We start from the raw sequence: 24,649 nt of genomic DNA, 5'->3' as shown, positions 1-24,649 counted from the left end.
TCTGTTCTCCAGGGTCAGTTTTCCAGCGACGGGTCCAGCCGCGCGCGCAGCCAGTCGCCCAGCACCGACATCGACAGCGTGGTGAAAAAGATCACCGCGCCGGGAATGACGGCCAGCCACCAGGCGTTGATCAGGTAATCCCGCCCCTCGCCCAGCATCTGCCCCAGCGAGGTCATCGGCGGGCGGATGCCAAGGCCCAGAAAGCTGAGCGAGGTCTCGAACAGGATGGTGTTGGGAAAGTTGATGGTGAGCTGCACCAGAAGCGGCCCCGAGATATTGGGCAGCACATGGCGCAGATAGATCCAGCGCGGCTTCGCCCCCAGCCCGCGCACCGCCAGCGCATAGCCCTGTTCGCGCGCGCCAAGCACGAGGCCACGGGTGACGCGGGCATAGGCCTCCCACCCGTAAAGCCCCATGATCAGAATGAAGATGAGCATCGAATTGCCCATGAACGCCAGGATCGCCAGCGCGATGATGAACCAGGGCATCGCGGCCTGAAAATCGACCAGCGTCATGATCGCCTCGTCCAGCAAGCCGCCACGGTGCGCGGCGAAAAACCCCAGGGCGATGCCCAGAACCGCCCCGATGCAGGTGCCCAGCAGCGCCAGCAGCATCGAGGTCTGCGCGCCGATCAGCAGCCGTGAAAAGAGATCGCGGCCCAGCTTGTCGGTGCCCAGCGGGTGGCGCCAGTCGGCCCCTTCCAGCGGCAGCGGCGGCGTCATGCGGTTCATCAGGTCGATATGCTCGAACGCATAGGGCTGGATCAGCTGCGCGAAGATCATCACCACAAACATCAGCGCCATGAAACCCATGGCCAGCGCCACCACCAAGGGCACCCCGCCCGGGATCCGCCAGCGCCGCCGGGCGGCAAGGGGCCTGTCAATCACACTCATCGCTGTCTTGCCCCCGCTCCGACCCGGACCCGAGGATCCAGCCAGCCATACACCAGATCGACGATCACGTTGGCGCTGACCATGGTGAAGGCCAGCACGATCATGATGCATTGCACCACCGCCAGATCGCGCGTCGCCACCGCGTTGGTCAGCAGCCGCCCGATACCGGGCCAGGCAAATACGGTTTCGGTGACCACCGCCCAGCCCAGCATCTCGCCCACCTTCAGCCCCAGGATCGTGACCACGGGCACAGAGGCATTGGGCAGCGCGTGCAGACCCACCCGGCGCGCCGGCCCGGCACCCTTGGAGCGGGCCGTGCGCATATAGGGCTTCGACAGCACGTCGATCATCGAAGATCGTGTGTAGCGCGCGATCTGGGCGGCGAAACCGGTGCCCAGCGTCAGCGCCGGCATGATCAGATGCCACCATGTGCCCGAGCCGGAAGAGGGCAGCCAGCGCAGTTGCAGCGAAAAGATCAGGATCAACAGGATACCGAGGAAAAAATTGGGCATGGAAAAACCGAACACCGCCAGCCCCATGACCGTGCGGTCAAGCCAGCTGTCGCGGTAGAGGGCCGCCAGCACGCCCAGCGGCACGCCCAGCAACAGCGCGATCGCGATGGCCGTGCCGCCCAGCAGCGCCGTTTTCGGCACCCTGTCGCGGACAAGCTGAAACGCATCCTGATTGTTGCGGAAGGAAATGCCGAAGTCGCCATGCGCAAGGCCCCGCAGATAGCTGACATACTGATCCCACAGCGGCGCATCCAGCCCCCAGAGCGTGCGATAGAAATCACGGGTCGCCTGATCAATGTCATCGGGCAGCAGCACGTCGGTGGGGTCGCCCGAAAGTCGCAGCACGAAGAACACGAACGTCACGACCAGCCACATGGTCAGCACCGCGCGCAGGCTCTTGATTGTCACCCAGCGCATCAGCCGATCTCCTCTGCCCGGTGGCAGGCGGCGCGGCGGCCGCCGAAATCGCGCAGCGCCGGCGGCTCTGTCTTGCATATGTCGGCGGCGAAGGGGCAGCGCGGATGGAACCGGCACCCGGTCGGCGGGCTGGCCGGGTTCGGCGGGTCGCCGATCCGCGCCGCCGTCTCGCGCCGGCGGGCCGGGTCGGGGCGTGGCACCGCATCCAGCAGTGCGCGGGAATAGGGGTGTAGCGGGCCGGCATAAAACGTGCCGCGCGGCGCTTCTTCGACAATCCGCCCCAGATACATCACCGCGATCCGGTCAGAGATATGGCGCACCACGCCAAGATCGTGGCTGACGAAGACATAGGAAAGCCCCCGGTCGCGCTGCAGATCCTCCAGCAGGTTGACGATCTGCGCCTGAATAGACACGTCCAGCGCCGACACAGGCTCGTCCAGCACCAGCAGTTCGGGCCCGAGCGCCAGCGCGCGGGCGATCACCACGCGCTGCAACTGCCCGCCCGACATCTCATGCGGATAGCGCCCGGCCAGCGCACCCGACAGGCCCACGGCGCGCAGCGCATCGGCGGCGGCCTCGGGCGGCAGGCCATGGATGCGCAGCGGCTCTTCGACCTGCGCGCGCACCCGCAGGCGCGGGTCCAGCGCGCCGGCCGCATCCTGATAGACCATCTGCATCCGCCGGCGCAGCCCGCGCCATTGGGCATCCGATACGTTCAGGCTGTCTTCGCCGCCGATCCGAACGCTGCCGCCATCGGCCTCGATCAGGCCCAGCAACAGCTTGGCCAGCGTCGATTTCCCGCAGCCCGATTCCCCGACGATGCCCAGCGTCTCGCCCTGCGCCAGCGTCAGGTCCACCCCCTCCACGGCAAAGAAGCGGCGGGGGCGGCGCAACAGCCCGCCGCGCCGCGACTGATAGGATTTCGTAAGCCCCCGCGCCTGAAGGATCACGCTCATGCCGCCGCCTCCCGCACCGGGTGGTGGCAGGCGACACTGCCGGTCAGGGCCGGATCGGCCTGTTCGCAAAGCCCGCTGCGGTGCGGGCAGCGCGGCGCGAAGGCACAGCCGGGCGGCAGCGCGTCGATCGGCGGGACCACGCCGTCGATGCTGGCCAGCCGGGCGCGGTCGGCATCGGGGCGCGGCAGCGCGTTCAGCAGGCCCGAGGTATAGGGATGGCGCGGCGCGGCAAAGATCGGCCCCACCGCCCGGCTTTCCACCGCACGGCCGGCATACATCACCACCACCCGATCGGCCGATTGCGCCACGAGGCCAAGATCATGGGTGACGAACAGCACCCCCATCCCCAGCGTATCGCGCAGATCGCCGATCAGATCGAGGATCTGCGCCTGAAGCGTCACGTCCAGCGCGGTTGTCGCCTCGTCGGCGATCAGCAGCTTGGGGTCGCCGGCGATGGCCAGCGCGATCATCGCGCGCTGGTTCATGCCGCCGGAAAACTGATGCGGATATTCGCGGGCGCGCCGTTCGGGCGCGGGCAGCCCGACACGGCCCAGCAGGCGCACCGCCTCGGCCCGGCACTCGGCGCGGGTACCGCCCTTGCGCAGGCGTACCGCCTCTGCGATCTGCCAGCCGATGGTGCGCACCGGGTTCAGCCCGCCGGTGGCATCCTGAAACACGCTGGCCATGCCGCTGCGCCGCAACGCGCGGGCCTGGTCTGCCGGCAGCGGCACAAGATCCTGCCCCTGAAACCGGACCTGCCCGGCGCTGACATATCCGCGCCGGGGCAGCAGCCCGCCGATGGCAAGGCAGGTCATCGACTTGCCGCAGCCGGATTCGCCCACCAGCGCAACGGTCTCTCCCGCCTCGACACACAGCGAGACATCGAGCACGGGCCGAACCGCGCCCCCCTTGGGGCGCGCGATCGTCACTTCGATATTTTCAACGGAAAGCAGCATGGTTTTTTTGATGTGGAGGCAGAGGCCGGCGCAATGTGCGCCAGCCTCTGCCCGCCTCAGTTCCCTGCGCCGAACTGAAGGTTGTACGGGCGCAGATCCATGTAGTAGAGGCCGTAAGGCTTCCACCCGATGTCCTTGCGCATCGCATAGGTCTCCAGCGGGTTGTAAAGCATGGTGCCCGGCGCCTCATCCATCCAGATGTCCAGCGCGTCGCGATAGGCCTGCTTGCGCACGTCCCAGTCGGTCGAGGATACCATCACGTCCTGCAGCTCGTTGAACCGGGCCGGCGCGTCCCAGGCGCGGTCGGCATCCTGCTTGTTCTTCTGGATACCGCTGTCCTTGCCCCATTGCGGCACGAAAGAACCCAGCGGGTCGGGCATGCGGTGGGTGTTGGACCAGGGGCGGATATGCACCGGCTGATCGGCATCGGTCACCTGGCTCCAGTTTTCCACCGGCTGCAGGGTCACGTTCAGGCCGACCTCTTTCCACATCTGCTGCATCGCCTGCGCCGCTTCCATCGACAGCAGGTAATAGTTCATCGGCAGCTTGTAGATGATCTCTTCGCCGTCATACCCGGCTTCCTTCAGCAGGGCCTTGGCCTTTTCCGGATCATAGGCGAATTCGGGATAATCCTTGATCCACATCGTATAGGCCGGAAGCTGATGGCCGTTGGGCGTGTAGTTCTTGTTGTCCCACAGCGCCTCGCGCAGCAGCGGGCGGTTGATGGCCAGCGAAAGCGCCTGGCGCACGCGCTTGTCTTCCAGCGGGCCCTTGGTGAAGAAGACCAGCATATGGGTGTTGTCCAGCACGATCTGCTCGACCTTCAGATCGTCATAGCTTTCAATCGTCGCGATCTGATCCGGCGGGATGTTGACCGAAATGTCATATTCGCCCGACACCAGCCCCGCGATCCGGGCAGAGGTTTCCGGCACCTCGACGAATGTCACCGATTTGGCGGTCGGCTTGCCGCCGAAGTAATCGTCATGCGAGACGAGGCGGATGTATTCTCCGTCAACCCATTCGTCCATTTTATACGGGCCCGTGCCGATCGGCTTGCGCGCGAAGGCATCCTTGCCGACGGTCAGGTAGTTCTTGGCGTTTACCACCCAGAACGCGTAGCCGGCCAGCCGCTGTTCCAGCAGCACGTCGGGCTCTTTCGACACGATGCGCACGGTGTATTTGTCTACCGGCTCTACATGGCTGATGGTCAGCATGAAGCGGCGCGCCGCGCCGATCAGCGGGGCATAGCCGTGGCCGCGGCCCGGGTTGAACGAAAACACGATGTCGTCCGATGTCAGCTCGGAGCCATCGTGAAAGGTCACGCCTTCGCGCAGTTTGAGTTCCAGCGTGCGGTCGTCGATGCGCGTCCAGCTTTCGGCCAAGCCCGGCACCAGCTTGGAGGCCGTGCCGGAGCCGTCGGCCAGGAAATCCCGGCGGATCAGGCTGTCGAACATCGAATAGGTGATGCGCACGGCCACATTGCCCATCTCCTCGATCCCTTCGAGGCTGTCGGGCAGGTTGTTCACGGCCACGGTCAGATCGGGCCTCGTGTCTTCCTGGGCGTGGGCGCCGGCCGACACGGCCAGCGACAGCGCAGCGGCTGCAACGCCCTTGAGCAGTTGTTTCAGCATTCGTCGGATCCCTTTGTCTGGATGACAGCGCCGGAGTGGCGGCGCAGCACGTCAAGACAGGTGACCGCCACCCACGACACAGCCGTTAACAAAAGGTGATTTTTTTGAATCGCATTTGTGGGGCTTTCATGACTGTGGATAAGAAAACCGATTGAAAACAGAGGGTTGAAATCCAGCGCGCCCCGAAAGGTGTTTTCTCCGCCGGCGCAGCGCCGCGCCGCGTTCGGGCGCCGCGGGGGAAAACCCGGCCGCAAAGCCCGCTTTCGCGCCGCTCGGCTGCGTTACTGGCCCAGCCCCTCGCGCTGAATGAATTCCATCGACGCGGGAATGCCGGCCTTGTCGCGCAACTCCAGCAGTAACCGTGGCCTGACCTCCAGCTTTTCCAGCGCCCTGAAGATCGAATGCCAGCGGATCTTGCCCTCGCCGATGGCCCAGTGACGGTCCGCATAGCCATCAGCATCCTGCAGATGCACGTGGTTCAGCATCTCGCCGGCCGATTTCACATAGTAATCCACCGGCGGCGCGCCGTTGCAGGTATGCGCATAAAAGGCGTGGCCCGTGTCGATCGACAGGCGGATCGCGTCGGAATCGAAACTGTTGGCCAGATGCCGGCGGTCGATCGGGTCCACGTCCTCGATATTCTCGATCACCAGAACCACGCCCTGATCCTCCGCCCGTTTCACCACGCCGCCGATGGTCGCGTGGGTGTTTTCGATCAGCGTCGCGCGGGCATCTTCGTTATTGTCGAAATTATTGTGGTCCCAGGTCGTATAGGGTGAATGGATCACCATCTGCGTCGCGCCGACGGCATCACAGACGTCCAGCGCCTGATCCATGCGCTTGGCCACGACGGCGCGCACCTCCGGATCTTTGCTGTGGATGGTGAAGCCCCAGAACGGCCCGTGAATGCCCAGCCGCCCGGTATGGCCGTCAAGCTGCCGCAGGGCCTCGTCGACCAGCGGCTGCCAGTCGCTGTTCAGAACGGCGGCGTCGAAAAAGCTCTGAAGTTCCAGATCGCGCTGCGCCTCCAGCAGCCAGTCGCGATACTGCGCAAGATCGGCAACACCCAATGCGGCGCCGATGGTAGGTACGGACATCTTTGAAACCCTCGAAGTTGAAAATCCCCATCGGCACACAATCGCCCGCCAAGGTAATGGTTGAGCAAAACCCGCGTGACGTCTTTGAAAAGGCTTTGAGCGTTAACTGTAACAGGCGCCGATTTGTGCTGATCCGCGAGAAATGCGAGCCTGTTCAGGCCGAACCAGCCATTTTCCCGCACCGGGGGTCAGCGCAGACCGCTACGCCATCTGCCAATCCGCGGCCCGAAACCTTTCGCATTCGGCCTCTGCGATTGTCATGAATTCGGCCACCAGATGGCTGCGTTCCGCGGCAAGCGAAAACACGACTTCCCTATGCGTGGCCGGGCAGTCGCTCAGCCGGATGCGCGCCACCCCGTCCTGGCGGCCGGTGCAGTAGCGCCACATGAAACCGATGCCAAGGCCGTTGACCACTGCCTCATACACGCCGTCGCGGGTGTCGAGCGTCAGGAACGGCTGCGGCTTCAGCCCGGCCCGGTGAAAGCTGCGGTCCACCACGCGCTGGGTTGATGATCCGCGCGAACGGAAGATCAGCGGATAGCCGATCAGATCGGCGCTGCGCATCGTGCCCGCACTCGGAAAGGCCGGCGCGAGAGGGGCGATCGCCACCACCTCGTTCTCCACCAGAACCGCTTGGGCAAAGCGGCCGTCCTCGGCCACGTCGGGCAGAATGCCGACATCGACAGATCGGGTCAGAACCGCGCGCACGATCTGATCATGCGACCCGCTTTCGATTTTCAGCGTCACCCGCGGATGACGCTTGTGAAAGGCGGCGACAACCGCCATGCCCGGCATCGTGTTGCCCAGCCCGACCGACAGCCGCCCATGCTCCAGCGAGGAATGGCGGGTCAGCAGCCGTTCTGCCTCGTCCCCCTCGATCGAAATGCGCTCGGCCACTTCGGAGAGTTCATGGCACAACGGCGTCGGCACCAGCGCGCCACGTTCGCGCGTGAACAGGCGCACGCCATAACCCGCCTCCAGTTCGCGAATCTGCTGTGACACGGTGGGCTGCGACACCCCCAGTTGCCGCGCCGCGGCGGCGTAGGATCCGGCCTCTGCCACGGTTTTGACCGTTCGCAGGCGGGAAAGGGTCAGTGACATGCGGCGCCTCAAGGCAAACCCTTGTTCGACTCAAAGCCTACCCTTGCCCTGTTACAGCAATGTCACAGCACCGCCACACCCTGAGCATGCAAACGGCCCGATGAAGGCTGTGACGCAAACAACGCGATCCGCAATCATCAGCACATACCTCCGGCCCCGCCGCGAGGCGCCGGAGATCTCATGCCCGTCAGAACAGAGACTATTTCCGCCAAAAACCTGCGAACTACCCGGAACATGTGCGGCGGTGCCCCGGCATGATCATGTTTGCGCTGCGCACGGTTCTGAAAATGGCGATCACCCTGTTCGTGATCATCACGCTTGTCTTTTTCGCCACGCGGCTGTCGGGCAATCCGATCGACATCGTGGTCGGCGAGGGGCTGACCCAGGAAGACCGCGCGGTGCTGACCGCCTATTTCGGGCTCGATGCCCCGGTGTGGGAGCAGTACCTGCGCTATCTGCGCTCGATCCTGGCCGGCGAGTTCGGCATTTCCTTTCTGGAACGCCGCCCGGTGTCGCAGATCGTAGCCGAGCGCATCGGCCCGTCGCTTCAGCTTTTGGCCAGTTCGCTGGCGCTGACGCTGGCGGTCGCGGTGCCGCTTGGCATTGCCGCCGCGCTCTACCGTAAATCCTGGATCGGCAGCGCGGTGATGATCGTGGCGTTTCTGGGTTATGCAGTGCCGAATTTCGTGCTGGCGATCTTCATGATCCTGATCTTCGCCTTCACGCTGAACTGGCTGCCGGTGGTGGGCAACGGCTCGCCATGGCATTTCGTGATGCCGACCATCGCCATGTCCGGCGTCCTGATCGCGGCGCTGACCCGGTTCACCCGCAACGCGATGCTGGATGTGCTGGGGCAGGATTATATGCGCACGGCGCGGGCCAAGGGCCTGCCCGAACATGTCGTCATCTTCAAGCACGGGCTCAAGAACGCCGGGGTCACCATCCTGTCGGTGCTCGGGCTGCAGATCGCCGGGATGGCCGCGTCGGGAAACGTGGTGATCGAAGCGATCTTTTCATGGCCGGGGATTGGCGACCTGCTGGTCCGTTCGGCGATCATGCGGGACTATCCGGTGCTTCAGTTCGGGGTGATTTCCGTCGCGCTGGCGGTGGTGGTGATCAACGCGGTGGTCGATATCGCCTATGCCTGGGCCGATCCGCGTATCCGGCTGGCGGGGGGCTGAGACATGGTTTCCATCACCCCCACCCCACGAACCTCGCCGCTGCTGCAGGCGCTGCGTGGCCATTGGGCCGCCGCCAACGGCATTCAACGCGTTGCTATTGTGCTGGGATTGAGCCTGATCGCACTGGCCGCGCTGGCGCCTCTCATCGCGCCCTTCGATCCTGTCGATCAAAGCCTGATCTCGCGCCTGCGCCCGCCGATCGGGTTCGCACGCTACAAAAGCGGGTTCTATCTGGGCACCGACGAGCTGGGCCGCGATGTGCTGTCGCGCTGCCTTTACGGGCTGCGCCTGACACTGTCGCTCGCGCTGGCCGGGGCCTGTATCGGCCTGCTCACCGGCGCCAGCCTGGGGCTGACGGCGGGGATACGGCGCGGCTGGGTCGAGAATCTGGTGATGGCGGCGGTCGATATCCAGATCGCGGTGCCCTTCACCCTGATCGCGCTGCTGATTCTGGCGATCTTCGGCTCCAGCCTTCAGGTCATGGTTCTGGTTCTTGGCGTCTATGGATGGGAACAATATGCCCGCATCGTCCGCGCCGAGGTGCGCAAGATCGCCGAGATGCCGTTTATCGAGGCCGCCCGCGCCGCCGGCGCGTCGCGCGGGCATATCGCGCGCAACCATATCCTGCCCAATATCGTGTCGCCGCTGGTGGTGCAGTTCACACTGTCCGTGTCGAACATCGTGATCCTGGAATCGACCCTGTCGTTCCTTGGCCTCGGGGTACAGCCGCCCACCGCCACGCTGGGGTCAATGGTGGGCGTCGGGCGCGACTATATGCCGACCGCGCCATGGATCGTGATCGCGCCCGCAGCGATGATTCTGCTTGTCACCTTCGCCGTGCAGATCCTGGGCGACTGGATGCGCGACCGCGCCGATGTCCGACTGCGCGAGAGATGAAACATCAACAAGAGGCGTCAACGCCCGCCCGCCCCCCTCAGACAGATGGAGATATCACATGCTGAGACTGCTTCTATCCACCGCCCTTGCCACCGGCCTTGCCGTTACCGCGCAGGCCCAGGAAATCACCGTGGGCGCCGCCAACGTGTCGTCCTACCTCGACCCTGGCCGCGACCATTCCAACGTCGGCTCGCAATTCTACTACAACGCGTTCGACACGCTGATCGGCAAGAATCATGACGTGATCGGCGCCGAATGGCGCCCGGCCCTGGCCACCGAGTGGCAGCTCGTCGAACCGAAAGTGATGGAGCTGAAGCTGCGTCAGGGCGTGACGTTCCACAACGGCGAAGAGATGACGGCGGATGATGTCGTGTTTTCGCTGAACCGCATGTATCAGGCCACGTTTGCGCCCTATCTGGTACGCTCGCGCGACCGGCTGGGCAATTTCACCGGCGCCGAAAAGGTGGATGACTATACCGTCCGCATCACGGTCGAAAAGGAAGAGCCGCTGTGGGAAACCCTGCTGAACCTGCAGCAGGTCATGATCATCCCCGAAGAATACACCAAGGCGCTGGCCGGTGATCCGACGGTCGCCGAAGACAGCGATTTCGAAGCCTTCTCGCTGGCGCCGGTGGGCACCGGCCCCTATCGCGTGTCCGAATTCGTGCCGGGCGAGCGGGTGGTTTATGAGCGCTTCGACGGCTTCTGGGGCGAACCCGCGCCGCTGGCCAGGGCCACCGTGCGGCACATCCCGGAAACCGCGTCGCGCCTGACCGCGCTGAAGACCGGCGAGGCCGATATCGTTACCAACATCGCCCCCGATCAGCTTGCCCTGATCGAAAGCGATGACAGCCTGCGCGCCGTCGGCAGCGCCACGCCGCTGTTTCATGTGATGATCATGAACATGAACCATCCCAAGCTGCGCGATCCGCGCATCCGTCAGGCGATGAGCCTCGCGATCGACCGCGACACGCTGAACGAGGCGCTGTGGCTGGGCAAGGCCGTGGTTCCGTCGAGCCACACGCTGGCCGAATATGGCGATCTCTACATGCCCGAGCTGAAAACCTTCGAATACAATCCCGAAAAGGCCCGCCAGCTTTTGCAGGAGGCCGGCTATGACGGGTTCGAGATCACCTTCGACACGCACCCGGTTTACTACACCAACGGCCTGCTTGCCGCCCAGGCGATCACCGAAATGTGGGCCGAAGTCGGCCTGAAAGGCCGTGTCGACGTCGCCGAAATGTGGTCAGGTAACGACCCCGAGATGATGGCGCGCAACTGGTCGAACCCGATGTATTTCGCCGACCCGTTCGGATCGTTCGGCGTGATGTGGGCGCCGGGCGGCCCGTCGCAATCCGAGGGCCGGTTCAACACCGATGCCGAATATGCCGAGATCTGGGAACGGTTCCGCTTTTCCAAGGATGTGGCCGCGCGCAAGGCCGCCTATGCCGAACTGATGGAGCGTATCCGGCAGGACCCGCCCGTGCTGCCGCTTTATCGCCCCTATGAAAGCTGGGCGATGAAGAAGAACGTCAACTGGGCGCCGAAGCCCGGGCACATTCCCTATGTGCTCGATTTCCGCGCCGGCTCGATCTCTTTCTCGGACAGCTGACCCCATGAAAACGGCGGCGCGCCGATCGGCGCGCCGCCTCTTTTACGCCGAAAGAGTGCCTGCATGACCCTTCGCATCGCCATTGTCGCCGATATTCACCACGGCGCCCCCTCTGCCACCAAACGCGGCGATGCCGCCCTGGGCCTGATGGCCGAATTCGCCCTTTTCACGGCCGATGCCAAGCCCGATCTGGTACTCGATCTGGGCGACCGGATTTCCGATATCGACCGTGATACCGACCTGCGGCTGGAACGCGAGGTCGCCGATGCCTTCCGCGCCATCACCGCGCCGGTCTTACACCTCAACGGCAACCATGACCGCGATCACCTGAGCGTGGCCGAGAACGCCGAGATTCTGGGCCAGGTGCTGGATCATCAGACGCTGGACCTGAACGGCTGGCGGCTGGCGCTGTGGCGCGCCGACAGCAAGATCGCGCGCGGGCCCGATCACCACGGGTTCATCCTGCGCGAGGCCGATCTGTTGTGGCTCGCGCGCACCGCGCAGGCGGCGGACCGGCCGATGCTGGTGGTCAGCCACGTACCGGTTTCAGGCCACGCCCAGACCGGCAACTATTACTTCGAGCGCAACCCGGCCGCATCGACCTATCCTATGGCCGACCGCGCCCGCGCGGCAATCGCCCAGGCGCGCCAGCCGGTCGCCTGCCTGTCGGGCCATGTACACTGGAACACGGTTACCCAGGTCGATGGCATTCCGCATCTGACGCAGCAATCGCTGACCGAAAGCTTCACCACCCAAGGCGAGCCCGCCGCCGCCTGGGGCCTGATGGAGCTGGGCGAGACCCTGCGCTGGCAGGTCTTCGGGCGCGACCCGTTTCAGGCGGTGCTGACCCCCGCCGCCCGCCGCTGGACCCCGCCGCTGCCGCCCTTTGGCGAACACGCGGGCCTGCGCCCCCGCAAGGAGACGTGAAAGATGAGCCTGCCCGTTCTGTCGATCCGTGATCTGAAGGTGCGCTTTGGCGCGCATGAGGCCGTCAAGGGCATAAGCTTTGACATCGCGGCGGGGGAGACCCTTGCGCTGGTCGGTGAATCCGGCTCGGGAAAATCGGCCACCGCGCTGTCGATCCTGCGGCTGATCGAGCGCGAGGGCGGGCGGATCGCGGGCGGCAGCATCACCCTGTCCGGTACCCCGCCGCTGGAGCTGACGTCCCTGCCCGAACCGGCGTTGCAACGGGTGCGCGGCAACCGCATCTCGATGATCTTTCAAGAGCCCATGACCTCGCTCAATCCGGTGATGAATGTCGGCAGCCAGCTTGCCGAAGTGTTCGTGCGCCATCAGGCGATGACCCATCGGCAGGCACTGGAGGCCGCGCGCGCGGGTCTGGAAAAGGTGCGCATCCCCGACCCCGCCCGGCGGCTGGGGCAATATCCGCATGAGCTTTCGGGCGGGCTGCGGCAGCGGGTGATGATCGCCATGGCACTGGCCTGCCGGCCCGAACTGCTGATCGCCGATGAACCCTCGACCGCGCTGGATGTGACGACGCAGGCCGAAATCCTGCATCTGATCCGCGCGCTGCAGGCCGATATCGGCATGGCGGTGCTGTTCATCACCCATGACATGGGCGTGGTGGCGGAGATGGCCGATCATGTGGTGGTGATGAAACATGGGCAGGTGGTTGAAGAGGCCGCCGCCGCCACGCTGTTCGCCCGGCCATGCGCCGACTACTCCCGGCGGCTGATGGCCGCGACGCCGAGGCTCGGCGCCGGATCGCCCGCCCCGATCCCCCGGCCCGAACCGGTGCTCGAGGTGCGCAATCTCAGCACCCGGTTCGCGTCCAGGCAGGGTCTGTTCAACCGTAAAGGCGCCGGTGTGCTGGCGGTGCGCGACGTGTCGCTGACGCTCGGGCGCGGCGAAACGCTGGGTCTTGTCGGCGAATCCGGTTGTGGCAAATCAACGCTTGCACGATCAATCCTGCGGCTGATCGAACCTTCGGCCGGCGAGGTGCGGATCATGGGCGCCGACATCACCGCCCTGACGGGCGAGGCGCTGCGGCCGATGCGCCGGGCGGCGCAGATGATCTTTCAGGATCCCTATGCCAGCCTGAACCCGCGCCACGCGGTGCGCGATCTGGTGACCGAACCGGCCCGGCTGCACGGCCTCGCCAGCGCCGCCGACCGGCGCGATCTGGCCGTGTCGCTGGTCGAGCGCGTCGGGCTGGAGGCCGATGCGGTGGATCGGTTCCCGCATCAGTTTTCCGGCGGTCAACGTCAGCGGCTGTGCATCGCCCGCGCCCTTTCGGTGCGCCCCGGCCTGATCATCGCCGACGAGCCTGTCTCGGCGCTGGACGTCTCGATCGCCCGGCAGGTGACCGACCTGATGCTGGATCTGCAGCGCGCCGATGACATGTCGTTCCTGTTCATCTCGCATGATATCGCGGTGGTGGAACGGGTCAGCCATCGCATCGCGGTGATGTATGGCGGCCAGATCGTCGAGATGGGACCAAGCCAGCAGGTGCTGCGGAACCCGCGCCACAGCTATACCCGCCGTCTTCTTGCCGCGGTTCTGTCGCCCGATCCGGCCCGGCGCCGGGCGGGCGCTGCGCCGGGCGCCCCCCTGCCCGGGGCGCGTGCGCCGGAGGCCGAACCGGCCGCGCTGCACGAGGCCGCGCCGGGCCATTTCGTCCGGCCCGAGGCGGCCTGAGCCGGGCCAGGTGTTACATTCGGCGCGTGTCAGTTGAGATTGGCCCCTTGCGATGCTATCTTAGGAGGGTGCCCGGCGCCGGGGCCTTGACGGCGTGCTGAGAAGGAGGACAATGATCTGTCCCATCATGCAGACGCGGTGCATGTATCAACCGCAACGGACCTGCCAATGACGCAGCTCCCCTTTGATGTTTCAAGCGAAGATCTGCTTGAACGCATTCTTGCCTCTCTCGATGACGACAAAGCGGAAGACATCGTGACGATCGACCTGCGCGGCAAATCCGCGATGGCCGATTACATGGTCATCTGCTCGGGCCGTTCGACCCGCCAGGTCGCCTCGATCGCAGAGAAGCTGACCGACCGGCTGAAACAGGATCTTGGCCGTTCTTCCAAGGTGGAAGGCAAGGATCAGGGCGATTGGGTTCTGATCGACACGGGCGATGTGATCGTCCATGTGTTCCGCCCGGAAGTACGCGAGTTCTATCAGCTTGAAAAGATGTGGATGCCCACCGGGGCCGCTGCTTCCAAGGTCTGAATGCGCGTACATATCTGCGCTGTCGGCCGCCTTCGGGCGGGGCCTGAAGCTGCGCTGATCAAAGACTATGCCACCCGGTTCGACCGGACCGGGCGCGCGCTGGGGCTTGGCCCGCTGACCGTTCATGAGGTCGAAGACCGCAAGGGCGGCGGCATGGCGGCCGAGGCGGCGCTGCTGGATCGCGCGATTCCCGCCGGCGCGCTGCTCTGCACGCTGGATGAGCGTGGCAAGCTGATGTCCTCTCCCGATTTTGCCGACATGCTGGCGCGCTGGCGCGATGACGGGCGCGGCGATCTGGCCTTCGTGATCGGCGGGGCCGACGGCATCGACCCGGCGCTGCGGGCGCGGGCCGACAGCAGCCTTTCGTTCGGACAGATGGTCTGGCCGCATATGCTGGCCCGCGTGATGCTGACCGAACAGCTTTACCGGGCGGCGTCGATTCTGGCGGGGGCGCCCTATCACCGGGCCTGAACCACCCGCAAATTCGCGCCTGCCGGGGCCCTCGCAGGTTGTCCTTCGCGGTGCCGGGCCGTAGAACTGTGGCAAATTTCCAGAGGGCGCCTTTCATGACCACTCCGAAACCTGTCGTTCTGTGCATCCTCGATGGCTGGGGCAAACGTGAAGAGACGGCGGCCAACGCCCCGGCCCTGGCCGACACCCCCAACTTTGATCGCATCATGGCCACCTGCCCCAATGCCTCGCTGGTGACCCACGGGCCGGATGTGGGCCTGCCCACCGGTCAGATGGGCAATTCGGAGGTCGGGCATACCAATATCGGTGCGGGCCGGGTGGTGGCGATGGATCTGGGCCAGATCGACCTTGCGATCGAGGATCGCTCGTTCTTCGAAAACCCGGCGCTGCTGGCGTTCATCGAAAAGGTCAAGGCCGCCGGCGGCACCGCGCATCTGATGGGGGTGGTATCGGATGGCGGCGTTCATGGCCATATCTCCCATATGCTGGCTGCGGCCGAGGCGATCACCGAAGCCGGGGTGCCGGTGGCCATCCATGCCATCACCGACGGGCGCGACGTGGCACCGAAATCGGCCGACAGCTTCATCCCGCAGCTTGTTTCGCGCCTGCACTACGGCGAATCAATCGCCACGGTGATCGGCCGCTATTACGCCATGGACCGCGACAACCGCTGGGAACGGGTGCGCGCCGCCTATGAGGCGATGATCCACGGTCAGGGCTATATCGCGCCTGATGCCGCATCCGCCGTTGCCCAGGCCTATGCCGATGACAAGTTCGATGAGTTCATCCCCGCCACGGTGATCGAAGGCTATGAAGGTGTGAAGGACGGCGACGGTTTCTTCTGCCTGAACTTCCGCGCGGACCGCGCCCGCGAAATCATGCGCGCCATCGGCGAGCCGGGCTTCGCCGAGTTCGACACAGGCACCCGGCCCAGGCTTTCGGCGCTGTTGGGCATGGTCGAATATTCCGATGGCCACAACGCCTATATGACCACCGCCTATCCCAAGCGGGAGATCGTGAACACGCTGGGCTCCTGGGTGGCACAGCACGGGCGGACCCAGTTCCGCCTGGCCGAAACCGAGAAATACCCCCATGTCACCTTCTTTCTGAATGGCGGCAAGGAAACGCCCGAACAAGGCGAAGACCGATTCATGCCGCAATCGCCCAAGGTCGCCACCTATGACCTGCAGCCAGAGATGTCGGCGGCGGAGGTCACCGACAAGTTCGTCGAGGCGATCGAGAAGGGCTATGACCTGATCGTGGTGAACTACGCCAACCCCGATATGGTCGGCCATACCGGCGATCTGGGCGCCGCGATCCGCGCCTGCGCGGCAGTGGATCAGGGCCTCGGCCGCGCATTGCAGGCGCTGGAGGCCGCGGGCGGCGCCATGATCGTGACCGCCGACCACGGCAATTGCGAGATGATGGTGGACCCTGAAACCGGCGGGCCGCATACCGCGCACACGCTCAACCCGGTGCCTGTCATCCTCGTCGGCGGGCCGGCGGGCGCGCAACTGCGGCAGGGCCGGCTGTCGGATCTTGCGCCAACGCTGCTGCAACTGATGGGCCTCGAGAAACCGGCCGAGATGACCGGCGAAAGCCTGATCACGGAATGATCCGGCGGGCCGGCCTGATCCTTTGTCTTTTGTCGGGGCTTTGCGCCACGGCCGCATCGGCCGCGACCGACCCGGTGCTGACCGCGCGGCGGGCGGCCCAGATGCTGGATCAGGCCGCGCTGGCGCTGCAACAGGCCGATGGCGCGCATGACAGGGTCGCCGCGCTGACCCGGACGATCAGCGCCTATGAGGAAGGGCTGGTCGCGATTCGCGAAGGGCTGCGCCGCGCGGCGATCCGCGAACAGGCGATCCGGCTGGAATTCGATGCCCGCCGCGAAGAGGTTTCGCGCCTGATCGGCGTGCTGCAGACGATGCAGCGCGACCCTGAAACGCTGCTGTTGCTGCACCCCTCCGGCCCGGTCGGCACCGCGCGCGCCGGCATGATGCTGAGCGAGGTCACCCCGGCCATCCAGGCCCGCGCCGAAGAACTGCGCGCCACGCTCGAGGAGCTGACCCTGCTGCGCGCCCTTCAGGAAAGCGCGGCCGGCACGCTGGCGGCCGGTCTTTCCGGCGCCCAGGCCGCGCGCACCCGGCTGTCTCAGGCGATTTCCGAACGCACCGACCTGCCCCGCCGTTTCGCCGCCGAGCCGGAAAAGCTGCGCCAGCTTCTGGAAAGCAGCGACACGCTGGAAAGCTTCGCCAGCGGGCTGACCAGCCTGCAAGGCGATGCCACGCGCCCCGCCACCGCCGGGTTCGACGCCGCGCGCGGGGCGCTGCCGCTGCCGGTGCAGGGCACCCTTCTGCGCCGCTATGACGAAGCCGACGCCGCCGGCATCCGCCGCCCCGGCCTGTTGATCGCCACCCGCCCGCTGGCGCTGGTGACAACGCCGGCACCGGCCACCATCCGCTATCGCGGCCCGTTGCTGGACTACGGAAACGTGATGATCCTTGAGCCTGCGGGCGACACTCTTCTGGTGCTTGCGGGGCTTTCTCAGGTTTATGGTGAGGTCGGCGAGGTTCTGCCCGCGGGCGCGCCGGTGGGGCTGATGGGCGGCGCCGACCCCAAAGTCAGCGCCTTTCTTGAAAATGTCGCGGAAGGTGGTGGTAGCGACCGTTCAGAAACGCTTTATATTGAGCTAAGACAGGGCAATGCGCCCGTGGACCCGGCACAGTGGTTCAGACTGACAAAGGAATAGAACCCGATGAAGAAATTCGTGATGGCCGCACTGGGCGGTACGCTGGCAGGCGCGGTGCTGACCACACAGATCGCCGGTCCGCTGATCGCGCAGCAGGCCGACCAGCAGACATCGGTCTATGAGCAGCTGGATCTTTTCGGCGACATCTTCGAACGCATTCGCGCGCAATATGTCGAAGAGGTGGACAGCGCCGACCTGATCGAGGCCGCCATCAACGGCATGCTCACCTCTCTCGACCCGCATTCCAGCTATCTGCCGCCGAAGGATTTCGACGACATGCAGGTTCAGACCCGCGGGGAATTCGGCGGGCTGGGCATCGAGGTGACGCAGGAAGAGGGCTTTGTCAAAGTCGTCTCCCCGATCGACGGCACCCCGGCCGACGAGGCCGGCATCGAGGCCGGCGATTTCATCACCCATGTCGATGGCGAAAGCGTGCTGGGCCTGAACCTCGACCAAGCGGTGGAGCTGATGCGCGGGCCGGTCGGGTCGGAGATCGTGATCACCATTGTCCGCGAAGGCATCGACGAGCCGTTCGACGTGACCATCACCCGCGATACGATCAAGCTGACGGCCGTCCGCTCGCGCCTGGTGGGCAGCACGATCGTTCTGCGGGTCACGACTTTCAACGACCAGACCTATCCCAACCTGAAGGACGAATTCGAGAAATCGGTGGAGGAGCTGGGCGGGCTGGCCAATGTCAACGGTGTCGTGCTTGATCTGCGCAACAATCCCGGCGGGCTTCTGACCCAGGCGATCAAGGTGTCGGACGCCTTCCTGAACGCGGGCGAGATCGTATCGACGCGCGGCCGCAACCCGGCCGACAGCGACCGCTATAACGCAACCGACGGCGACCTGACCGATGGCACGCCGATGGTGGTGCTGATCAACGGCGGCTCCGCCTCGGCCTCCGAGATCGTGGCGGGCGCCCTGCAGGATCACCGCCGCGCCATCGTGGTGGGCACCAAGAGCTTCGGCAAAGGCTCGGTTCAGACGGTGATGCCGCTGCGCGGAAGCGGCGCGATGCGCCTGACCACCGCGCGGTATTACACACCCTCCGGCCGGTCGATCCAGGCGCTTGGCGTATCGCCCGATATCGTCGTGCCGCAGCCGCCGCGCGTGCCCGCCGAGACCGAGGAAACCGATGCGGCCGGCCCCCGCACCCGGTCAGAGGCCGATCTGCGCGGCAGCCTGACCAACGACTCGATGACCGAGGATGAGCGCAAGCAGGCCGAAGAAGAGCAGGCAAGGGCCGCCGAGGCCGCCAAGCTGCGCGAAGAGGATTATCAGCTGGCTTATGCGGTCGATATCCTCAAGGGCCTGTCGGCCCTCGAATCCTCCAAGTAAGGGAGCGGGCCGGCCTGGTGCCGGCCCTTTCGCACGAATGACGCCCGAACAGATCGCCGCTTTGCCCTATCGCCCCTGCGTGGGCGTGATGCTGATGAATGCCGATGGCCGGATTTTCGTCGGCCAGCGCAAGGATTCCGAGGTTGCCGCCTGGCAGATGCCCCAGGGCGGCATCGACAAGGGCGAAGCACCCGAGGCCGCTGCCCTGCGCGAGCTGTGGGAAGAGACCGGCGTGACCGCCGATCTGGTGGAGGTCGTCGGCCAGACCGGCGACTGGGTGACCTATGACCTGCCGGATGAGCTGGTCGGCAAGGTCTGGAAGGGGAAGTATCGCGGGCAGAAGCAGCTTTGGTTCCTGCTGCGCTTTCTGGGCTCTGATGACCAGATCGACATCGAAACCGAGCATCCGGAGTTTTCCGAATGGGCCTGGCTGCCCGCCGACCAGCTTGTGGCCAATATCGTGCCCTTCAAGCGCGAGGTCTATGCGCAGGTGGTGGCGGAGCTGGGGCCGCAGATCGCGGGCCGGGGCTGACCGGGCGCGCGCCCTTCCGCCAATGGACGGAAGGGATGCCCGCGCCGGTTCACTTTCTTGCCTCCGGCGGGGATATTTTCGCGAAAAAGAAGAGCAAGGGCTGGCGGGTGCCGTGGTTCGGGTGCGCTCAGCCGCCTTTCAGCAGTTTCAGCAGCTCTTGCGACGGGTAGCCATCCTGCGTCACGCCGCGCGATTTCTGGAAGCTGCGGATCGCGTTGATCGTGTTGGGGCCGATGATGCCGTCCACCTTGTCATCCAGAAATCCCGCGCGGGTCAGGCGGCGCTGCATCTCCTGCTTTTCGGCAAAGGACAGCGGCTTGTAGCCCCGCGGCCAGCTTGCCTGGATCGGCGGGCCGCCCTTCAGCCGGTCCGACAGGTGGCCCACGCCGATGACATAGGCGTCGGCGACATTGTAGCGTTCGATCACGCTGAAGTTCTTGAATATCATGAAGGCCGCGCCCTGCGACCCGGCCGGCAGCAGGATCGAGGCCGCGCCGTAGTCGGGCACTGGCCTGCCGTCGATTCCGCGCACGCCAAGCCCCGCCCATTCGGAGGGGGATTTCAGGATCTTGCGGCTGGCCAGGCCATAGTTGAAGCCGCGCGGCAGCACCACCTCGACCCCCCAGGGCTGCCCCGTGACCCAGCCATGGCGCGCCAGATAGGCCGCGGTGGAGGCCAGCGCGTCAGACGGATCATCGGACCAGACATCGCGCCGGCCATCGCCGGTGAAATCCACCGCATAGGCCAGATAGCTGGAGGGGATGAACTGCGTATGCCCCATCGCGCCGGCCCAGGAGCCGGTCATCCGGCTGGCCGGCACGTCGCCCGATTGAAGGATTTTCAGCGCGTCGATCAATTGCGCCTCGAAGAAGGCACCGCGCCGGCCGTCATAGGCCAGCGTGGCCAGCGCCTCGATCGTCGGGATGGTGCCGCGATGGCTGCCATAGGCGCTTTCCAAGCCCCAGACGGCGGCGACCACCTCTTTCTCCACCCCGTATTTCGCTTCGATCGCCCGCAGCACGCGTCCATGATCGCGCAGCGCCGCCTTGCCGTTCTCGACCCGCACGGGCGAGGCCGCGCTATCGAGGTAATCCCAGATCTGCTTGGTATATTCGCTCTGGTTGCGGTCTTTCTGGATCACATCGGTGTTGTATTTCACCCCCCGCAGCGCCGCGTCGAAGACCTGTGGCGTGATGCCCTTGGCCCGCGCACGCGCGGCGAACCCGTCGATCCAGTGCCGGAACCCGATGTTGGATGTCGAGACCTGTGCCAGATCCTGCTTCTCGGCCCGGGCCGGGCGCGCCGCCGGAATGGCGGATGCGGCCGCGCCCGGCCGCAGCACCGGTTGCGGCGCCTGTTCCATCTGCGGCCCCGCGAGAGCGGCGCCCCCCAAAAGCGTTGCCCCGACCAGACCGGCCGTTCTTGCCCAGCGTTTCATTGATGACCCTGCTTGCCTGATTTTATTTGCATCGAGTGTAGCGTGACCGGGCAGAGTCGCAAAGCGGGCATCAGGGCATTGCGCGGTTCAGCGCCGTTTGCGCGCCACCTTGCGCTTGGCCTTGGCCGCCTTTTTCTGCGCGCTGGCCGGTTTGCGCCGGACAGGTCTGCCCGTGGATCTGGACGGGCCGCGCGGCAGGGTTTTTCCGTCGATCGACAGCAGTTCCAGCATCAGCCCGCCGGTCACCGGCACGGCCTCTGCCAGACGCACGGTCACGGGCTGGCCGATGCCGATGACAAGGCCGCTGTCGGCGCCCATCAACGTCTGCGCCTCACGGTCATGATGGAAGTATTCATTGCCAAGCTCGCGGATCGGCACCAGCCCATCGGCGCCGGTTTCATCCAGCTTCACGAAGACACCGAAACGGGCGATGCCCGAAATGCGGCCGGTGAATTCATTGCCCACGCGTTCCGACAGGTAGGCGGCCAGATAGCGATCGGTCGTGTCACGCTCTGCCGCCATTGAACGGCGTTCGGTATCCGAGATATGGGTTGCGGTTTCTTCCAGCCGGTCGATGTCTTCGGGGCTGAGTCCGTCATCGCCCCAGCCATGGGCGAGGATCAGCGCACGATGCACGATCAGGTCCGAATAGCGCCGGATCGGCGAGGTGAAATGCGCATAGCTGCGCAGGGCCAGCCCGAAATGGCCAAAGTTTTCGGGGTTGTAATAGGCCTGTGTCATGGAGCGCAGGGTGGACAGGTTGATCAGTTCGGAAAACTCGGTGCCCATCGCCGCGTCGAGCAGCTGATTGAGATGCCGGGTCTGCAGCACCTGCCCCTTGGCCAGGGTGAAGCCGGAGGCCGCCGCCACATCGCGCAGCGCGTCGAGCTTTTCGGGCGAGGGCTCTTCATGCACCCGGAACAGCAGCGGGCGGCGCATCTTGGTCAGTTCTTCTGCGGCCGAGACATTGGCGAGGATCATGAATTCCTCGATCAGCCGGTGCGCGTCATAGCGATCACGGAACCGGACCGACGCCACCTTGCCATCCTCGCTCAGCTCGATCCGCCGTTCGGGCAGGTCCAGATCCAGAGGCTGACGCGCGTGGCGGGCCCTGGTCGCGGCGGTATAGGCGGCATAGAGCGGCTTCAGAACATCGTTCAGGAGCGGTTCGGTCTTGTCGTTGGGCGCGCCGTCGATGGCGGCCTGCACCTCTTCGTAGTTCAGCGACGCGGCAGAGCGCATCAGCCCGCGCGTGAACCGGTGGCCGATCTTGTTGCCCGCCATGTCCAGCTTCATGCGCACCGCGATACAGGCGCGCGGCACGCCTTCGTGCAGCGAACACAGATCGCCCGACAGACGGTCGGGCAGCATCGGCACGACACGGTCCGGGAAATAGGTGGAGTTGCCGCGCTTGCGCGCCTCGCGGTCCAGCGCCGATCCGGGCGTCACGTAGCAGGCGACATCGGCGATCGCGACCCAGACAATATGCCCGCCTTCGTTCTTCGGATCGTCATCGGGCTCGGCGAAGACCGCGTCGTCATGATCGCGCGCGTCGGCCGGGTCGATGGTGATCAGCGGCAGGTCGCGCAGATCCTCGCGCTTGCCCAGACCTGCGGGTTTGGCGCGGTCGGCCTCGGCGATCACGTCATCGGGAAAATCGTCGGGGATGCCGTGCTGATGGATCGCGATCAGCGATACCGCCTTCGGCGCGCCGGGGTCGCCCAGCCGCGTCACGATGCGGGCACGGGGCAGGCCCATGCGGGCACGCGGCCCGGTCTGCTCGGCCTCGACCAGCTCGCCGTCCTTCGCGCCATGGGTGGCGCCGGCGGGCACCAGCCATTCCTTGTCGGCGCCCTTGTCGATGGGCTTGATCCGCCCGCCTTCGGTTTCCTTGCGGAAGATGCCCAGAATGCGGTGCGGATTGGCGCCGATCCGGCGAATCAGCCGGGCCTCGTATTGATGATCCTCGCCCTTCACCTCTGTCAGGCGGCCAAGGATACGGTCGCCGCCGCCCAGCGCCGGATCGGCGTTGCGCGCAACGAACAGCACCTTCGGCTCGGGCCCGTCACCTTGCCATTCCAGCGGCCGGGCGAACAGATCGCCATCGGGCGTCGGCTCCAGGATCTGCAGCACCGACACCGGCGGAAGCTTGTCCGGGTCGCGATAGGTCTTGCGCCGTTTTTCCAGATTTCCCTCTTGCTCCAGCTCTTTCAGGATCCGCTTGAGATCGATCCGGTCGGAGCCTTTGATACCGAAGGCCTTGGCAATTTCGCGCTTGGAGGTCTGGCCGGGATTGTCAGCAATCCAGGCGAGGATCTCGGCTTTGTCTGGGATCCGTGTCATATGTTTGAGGTAGCATTTACCAACGCCCCCGTCATGCGCAAAACGCGGCGCCCCTCAGGCAAAATAGTCGCTCAGGATGCGGCTGTAGATCCGCTTCAACGCCTCGATATGCGCGATCTCCACCCGCTCGTCGACCTGGTGCATCGTCTTGCCCACCAGCCCGAATTCGACCACCGGGCAATGGTCCTTCACGAACCGCGCGTCCGAGGTGCCGCCAGAGGTGGACAGCACCGGGGTTACATTCGTTTCGGTGCGCACAGCGGCGGAAACAAGCTCTGAGAACGCGCCGGGCGGGGTCAGAAAGCTTTCGCCCGAAACTTTGGTCGTCATGGTGATTTTCGCGCCCGAGCTCTCGGCCACCCGCGCCGCCTCTTCCTGGAGCCAGGCGATCAGGCTGGCGGAGCTGTGGGCATCGTTGAAGCGGATGTTCACCGTCGCCCGGCATTCGGCCGGGATGACGTTGGTGGCGGGGTTTCCGGTGTCGATCGTGGTGATCGCCAGGGTGGAGGCATCGAAATGCTCGGTGCCTTCGTCCAGCGTGTGGGCCGCCAGCCGGGCCATCAGCCGCGCCATCGCCGGCAGCGGGTTCAGGGCGCGGTCGGGATAGGCGGAATGGCCCTGCACGCCCTTCACGGTGAAAAACGCGGTCATAGAGCCGCGACGGCCGATCTTCATCATCTCGCCCATCCGCTCGGGGCAGGTCGGTTCGCCCACCAGGCAGGCGCTCATCTGCTCGCCCTGCGCCTTCATCCAGTCCAGAAGCGCCACGGTGCCGTCCTGCGCGTCGCCCTCCTCATCGCCGGTGATGGCCAGGATGATGGCACCATCGGGCGGGGTTTCGCTGACATAATCGATGGCGGCGGCGGCAAAGGCGGCAACGCCCGATTTCATGTCGGTCGCCCCCCGGCCCCACAGAAACCCGTCTTTCTGTTCCGCACCGAACGGGTCCACGCTCCACGCCGAGGCATCGCCCACCGGCACCACATCCGTATGGCCGTTGAAGCCGAAGGTGCGCGCGTGGCCTTTCGCCCCCCAGCGGGCAAACAGGTTCGGCACCCCGCCCCGATCGACCCGGACACAGGTAAACCCGGCGGCGCCGAGGCGATCCTGCAAAAGCTGCAGCGCCCCGCCTTCCAGCGGCGTGACAGAGGGGCAGCGGATCAGCGCGGCGGTCAATGCGACGGGATCGGTCAAGCTCGGCTCCTTACAGGGTCGGGCCACCGATAAACCGGCGCGCGCGACGGTGCAATGTTGCAACAGGGAAACATTTTCGCTGAACGACGGAACAACATGGAATCAATGAGTTAACAAGACGGCGAAAATC

General features: G+C 65.4%; 21 protein-coding genes. 11 read left to right on the top strand and 10 right to left on the bottom strand.

Features of this window, described 5'->3' with window-relative positions; genetic code table 11:
* Positions 1 to 14: 14 nt before the first annotated feature.
* The 7 genes from TQ29_RS01265 to TQ29_RS01235 form a co-directional block, all read right to left on the bottom strand.
* Positions 15 to 893, bottom strand: coding sequence for an ABC transporter permease (locus TQ29_RS01265; RefSeq protein WP_054537714.1), 879 nt, complete (start codon positions 891 to 893; stop codon positions 15 to 17).
* Positions 890 to 1,822, bottom strand: a complete 933-nt coding sequence (locus TQ29_RS01260; RefSeq protein ID WP_037211492.1) for an ABC transporter permease — start codon at positions 1,820 to 1,822, stop codon at positions 890 to 892. Before TQ29_RS01260 ends, TQ29_RS01265 begins: the two co-directional genes overlap by 4 nt.
* On the bottom strand, positions 1,822 to 2,778 hold the full coding sequence (locus TQ29_RS01255; RefSeq protein ID WP_054537713.1) for an ABC transporter ATP-binding protein: 957 nt from the start codon (positions 2,776 to 2,778) through the stop codon (positions 1,822 to 1,824). Before TQ29_RS01255 ends, TQ29_RS01260 begins: the two co-directional genes overlap by 1 nt.
* Positions 2,775 to 3,734 (bottom strand): ABC transporter ATP-binding protein, encoded by a 960-nt coding sequence (locus tag TQ29_RS01250; RefSeq protein ID WP_054537712.1) that lies wholly within the window; start codon positions 3,732 to 3,734, stop codon positions 2,775 to 2,777. The genes TQ29_RS01255 and TQ29_RS01250 overlap by 4 nt, the downstream gene beginning before the upstream one ends.
* 56 nt (positions 3,735 to 3,790) lie before the next feature.
* Positions 3,791 to 5,365, bottom strand: coding sequence for an ABC transporter substrate-binding protein (locus tag TQ29_RS01245; protein ID WP_054537711.1), 1,575 nt, complete (start codon positions 5,363 to 5,365; stop codon positions 3,791 to 3,793).
* 281 nt (positions 5,366 to 5,646) lie between these two features.
* Entirely contained in the window at positions 5,647 to 6,462 is an 816-nt protein-coding gene (locus tag TQ29_RS01240; protein ID WP_054537710.1) for a sugar phosphate isomerase/epimerase, read from the bottom strand.
* Between the two features lie 201 nt (positions 6,463 to 6,663).
* A complete protein-coding gene (locus TQ29_RS01235) occupies positions 6,664 to 7,563 on the bottom strand; it encodes a LysR substrate-binding domain-containing protein (protein ID WP_054537709.1) in 900 nt (299 codons plus the stop codon).
* Between the two features lie 254 nt (positions 7,564 to 7,817).
* Between TQ29_RS01235 and TQ29_RS01230 the strand changes: the two genes are divergently transcribed.
* The 11 genes from TQ29_RS01230 (at position 7,818) to TQ29_RS01180 (ending at position 19,544) form a co-directional block, all read left to right on the top strand.
* The gene (locus TQ29_RS01230; RefSeq protein ID WP_054537708.1) at positions 7,818 to 8,744 is read left to right on the top strand and encodes an ABC transporter permease; all 927 of its coding nucleotides are present in this window, start codon (positions 7,818 to 7,820) and stop codon (positions 8,742 to 8,744) included.
* 3 nt (positions 8,745 to 8,747) lie between these two features.
* Positions 8,748 to 9,641, top strand: a complete 894-nt coding sequence (locus tag TQ29_RS01225) for an ABC transporter permease (protein ID WP_054537707.1) — start codon at positions 8,748 to 8,750, stop codon at positions 9,639 to 9,641.
* 58 nt (positions 9,642 to 9,699) lie between these two features.
* Entirely contained in the window at positions 9,700 to 11,253 is a 1,554-nt protein-coding gene (locus tag TQ29_RS01220; RefSeq protein ID WP_054537706.1) for an ABC transporter substrate-binding protein, read from the top strand.
* A gap of 63 nt (positions 11,254 to 11,316) precedes the next feature.
* Positions 11,317 to 12,180 carry a metallophosphoesterase gene (locus TQ29_RS01215; protein ID WP_054537705.1) on the top strand — a complete coding sequence of 288 codons (864 nt, stop codon included), beginning with the start codon at positions 11,317 to 11,319 and terminating at the stop codon, positions 12,178 to 12,180.
* A gap of 3 nt (positions 12,181 to 12,183) precedes the next feature.
* A complete protein-coding gene (locus TQ29_RS01210) occupies positions 12,184 to 13,911 on the top strand; it encodes an ABC transporter ATP-binding protein (protein ID WP_054537704.1) in 1,728 nt (575 codons plus the stop codon).
* A gap of 168 nt (positions 13,912 to 14,079) precedes the next feature.
* Positions 14,080 to 14,445 (top strand): ribosome silencing factor, encoded by a 366-nt coding sequence (rsfS, locus tag TQ29_RS01205; protein WP_037203516.1) that lies wholly within the window; start codon positions 14,080 to 14,082, stop codon positions 14,443 to 14,445.
* On the top strand, positions 14,446 to 14,916 hold the full coding sequence (gene rlmH, locus TQ29_RS01200) for a 23S rRNA (pseudouridine(1915)-N(3))-methyltransferase RlmH (RefSeq protein WP_037203517.1): 471 nt from the start codon (positions 14,446 to 14,448) through the stop codon (positions 14,914 to 14,916).
* Between the two features lie 95 nt (positions 14,917 to 15,011).
* Positions 15,012 to 16,532 carry a 2,3-bisphosphoglycerate-independent phosphoglycerate mutase gene (gene gpmI, locus TQ29_RS01195; RefSeq protein WP_054537703.1) on the top strand — a complete coding sequence of 507 codons (1,521 nt, stop codon included), beginning with the start codon at positions 15,012 to 15,014 and terminating at the stop codon, positions 16,530 to 16,532.
* On the top strand, positions 16,529 to 17,668 hold the full coding sequence (locus tag TQ29_RS01190; RefSeq protein ID WP_054537702.1) for a murein hydrolase activator EnvC: 1,140 nt from the start codon (positions 16,529 to 16,531) through the stop codon (positions 17,666 to 17,668). Before gpmI ends, TQ29_RS01190 begins: the two co-directional genes overlap by 4 nt.
* 6 nt (positions 17,669 to 17,674) lie before the next feature.
* Positions 17,675 to 19,012 carry a S41 family peptidase gene (locus TQ29_RS01185; RefSeq protein WP_054537701.1) on the top strand — a complete coding sequence of 446 codons (1,338 nt, stop codon included), beginning with the start codon at positions 17,675 to 17,677 and terminating at the stop codon, positions 19,010 to 19,012.
* A gap of 37 nt (positions 19,013 to 19,049) precedes the next feature.
* Complete coding sequence (locus TQ29_RS01180; protein WP_054537700.1) at positions 19,050 to 19,544, top strand: RNA pyrophosphohydrolase; 495 nt, start codon at positions 19,050 to 19,052, stop codon at positions 19,542 to 19,544.
* A gap of 127 nt (positions 19,545 to 19,671) precedes the next feature.
* On the opposite strand, the gene TQ29_RS01175 is transcribed toward TQ29_RS01180, so the two are convergent.
* From TQ29_RS01175 to dapE, 3 genes are all read right to left on the bottom strand, one after another.
* Positions 19,672 to 20,982, bottom strand: coding sequence for a lytic murein transglycosylase (locus TQ29_RS01175; protein ID WP_054537699.1), 1,311 nt, complete (start codon positions 20,980 to 20,982; stop codon positions 19,672 to 19,674).
* An 87-nt stretch (positions 20,983 to 21,069) separates the two neighbouring features.
* On the bottom strand, positions 21,070 to 23,325 hold the full coding sequence (rnr, locus tag TQ29_RS01170; protein WP_054537698.1) for a ribonuclease R: 2,256 nt from the start codon (positions 23,323 to 23,325) through the stop codon (positions 21,070 to 21,072).
* Positions 23,326 to 23,379: 54 nt separating this feature from the next.
* Positions 23,380 to 24,519: a succinyl-diaminopimelate desuccinylase gene (dapE, locus tag TQ29_RS01165; RefSeq protein WP_054537697.1), complete on the bottom strand. Its 1,140-nt coding sequence runs from the start codon at positions 24,517 to 24,519 to the stop codon at positions 23,380 to 23,382.
* Positions 24,520 to 24,649: the final 130 nt, after the last annotated feature.

Origin of the sequence: Actibacterium sp. EMB200-NS6 (assembly GCF_001305615.1) — a bacterium.
In the GTDB taxonomy this organism is placed as follows: Bacteria; Pseudomonadota; Alphaproteobacteria; order Rhodobacterales; family Rhodobacteraceae; genus Actibacterium_A; species Actibacterium_A naphthalenivorans.
Note: the sequence above shows the minus strand (reverse complement) of the source record. Positions and strands in the feature narration are given on the sequence as shown.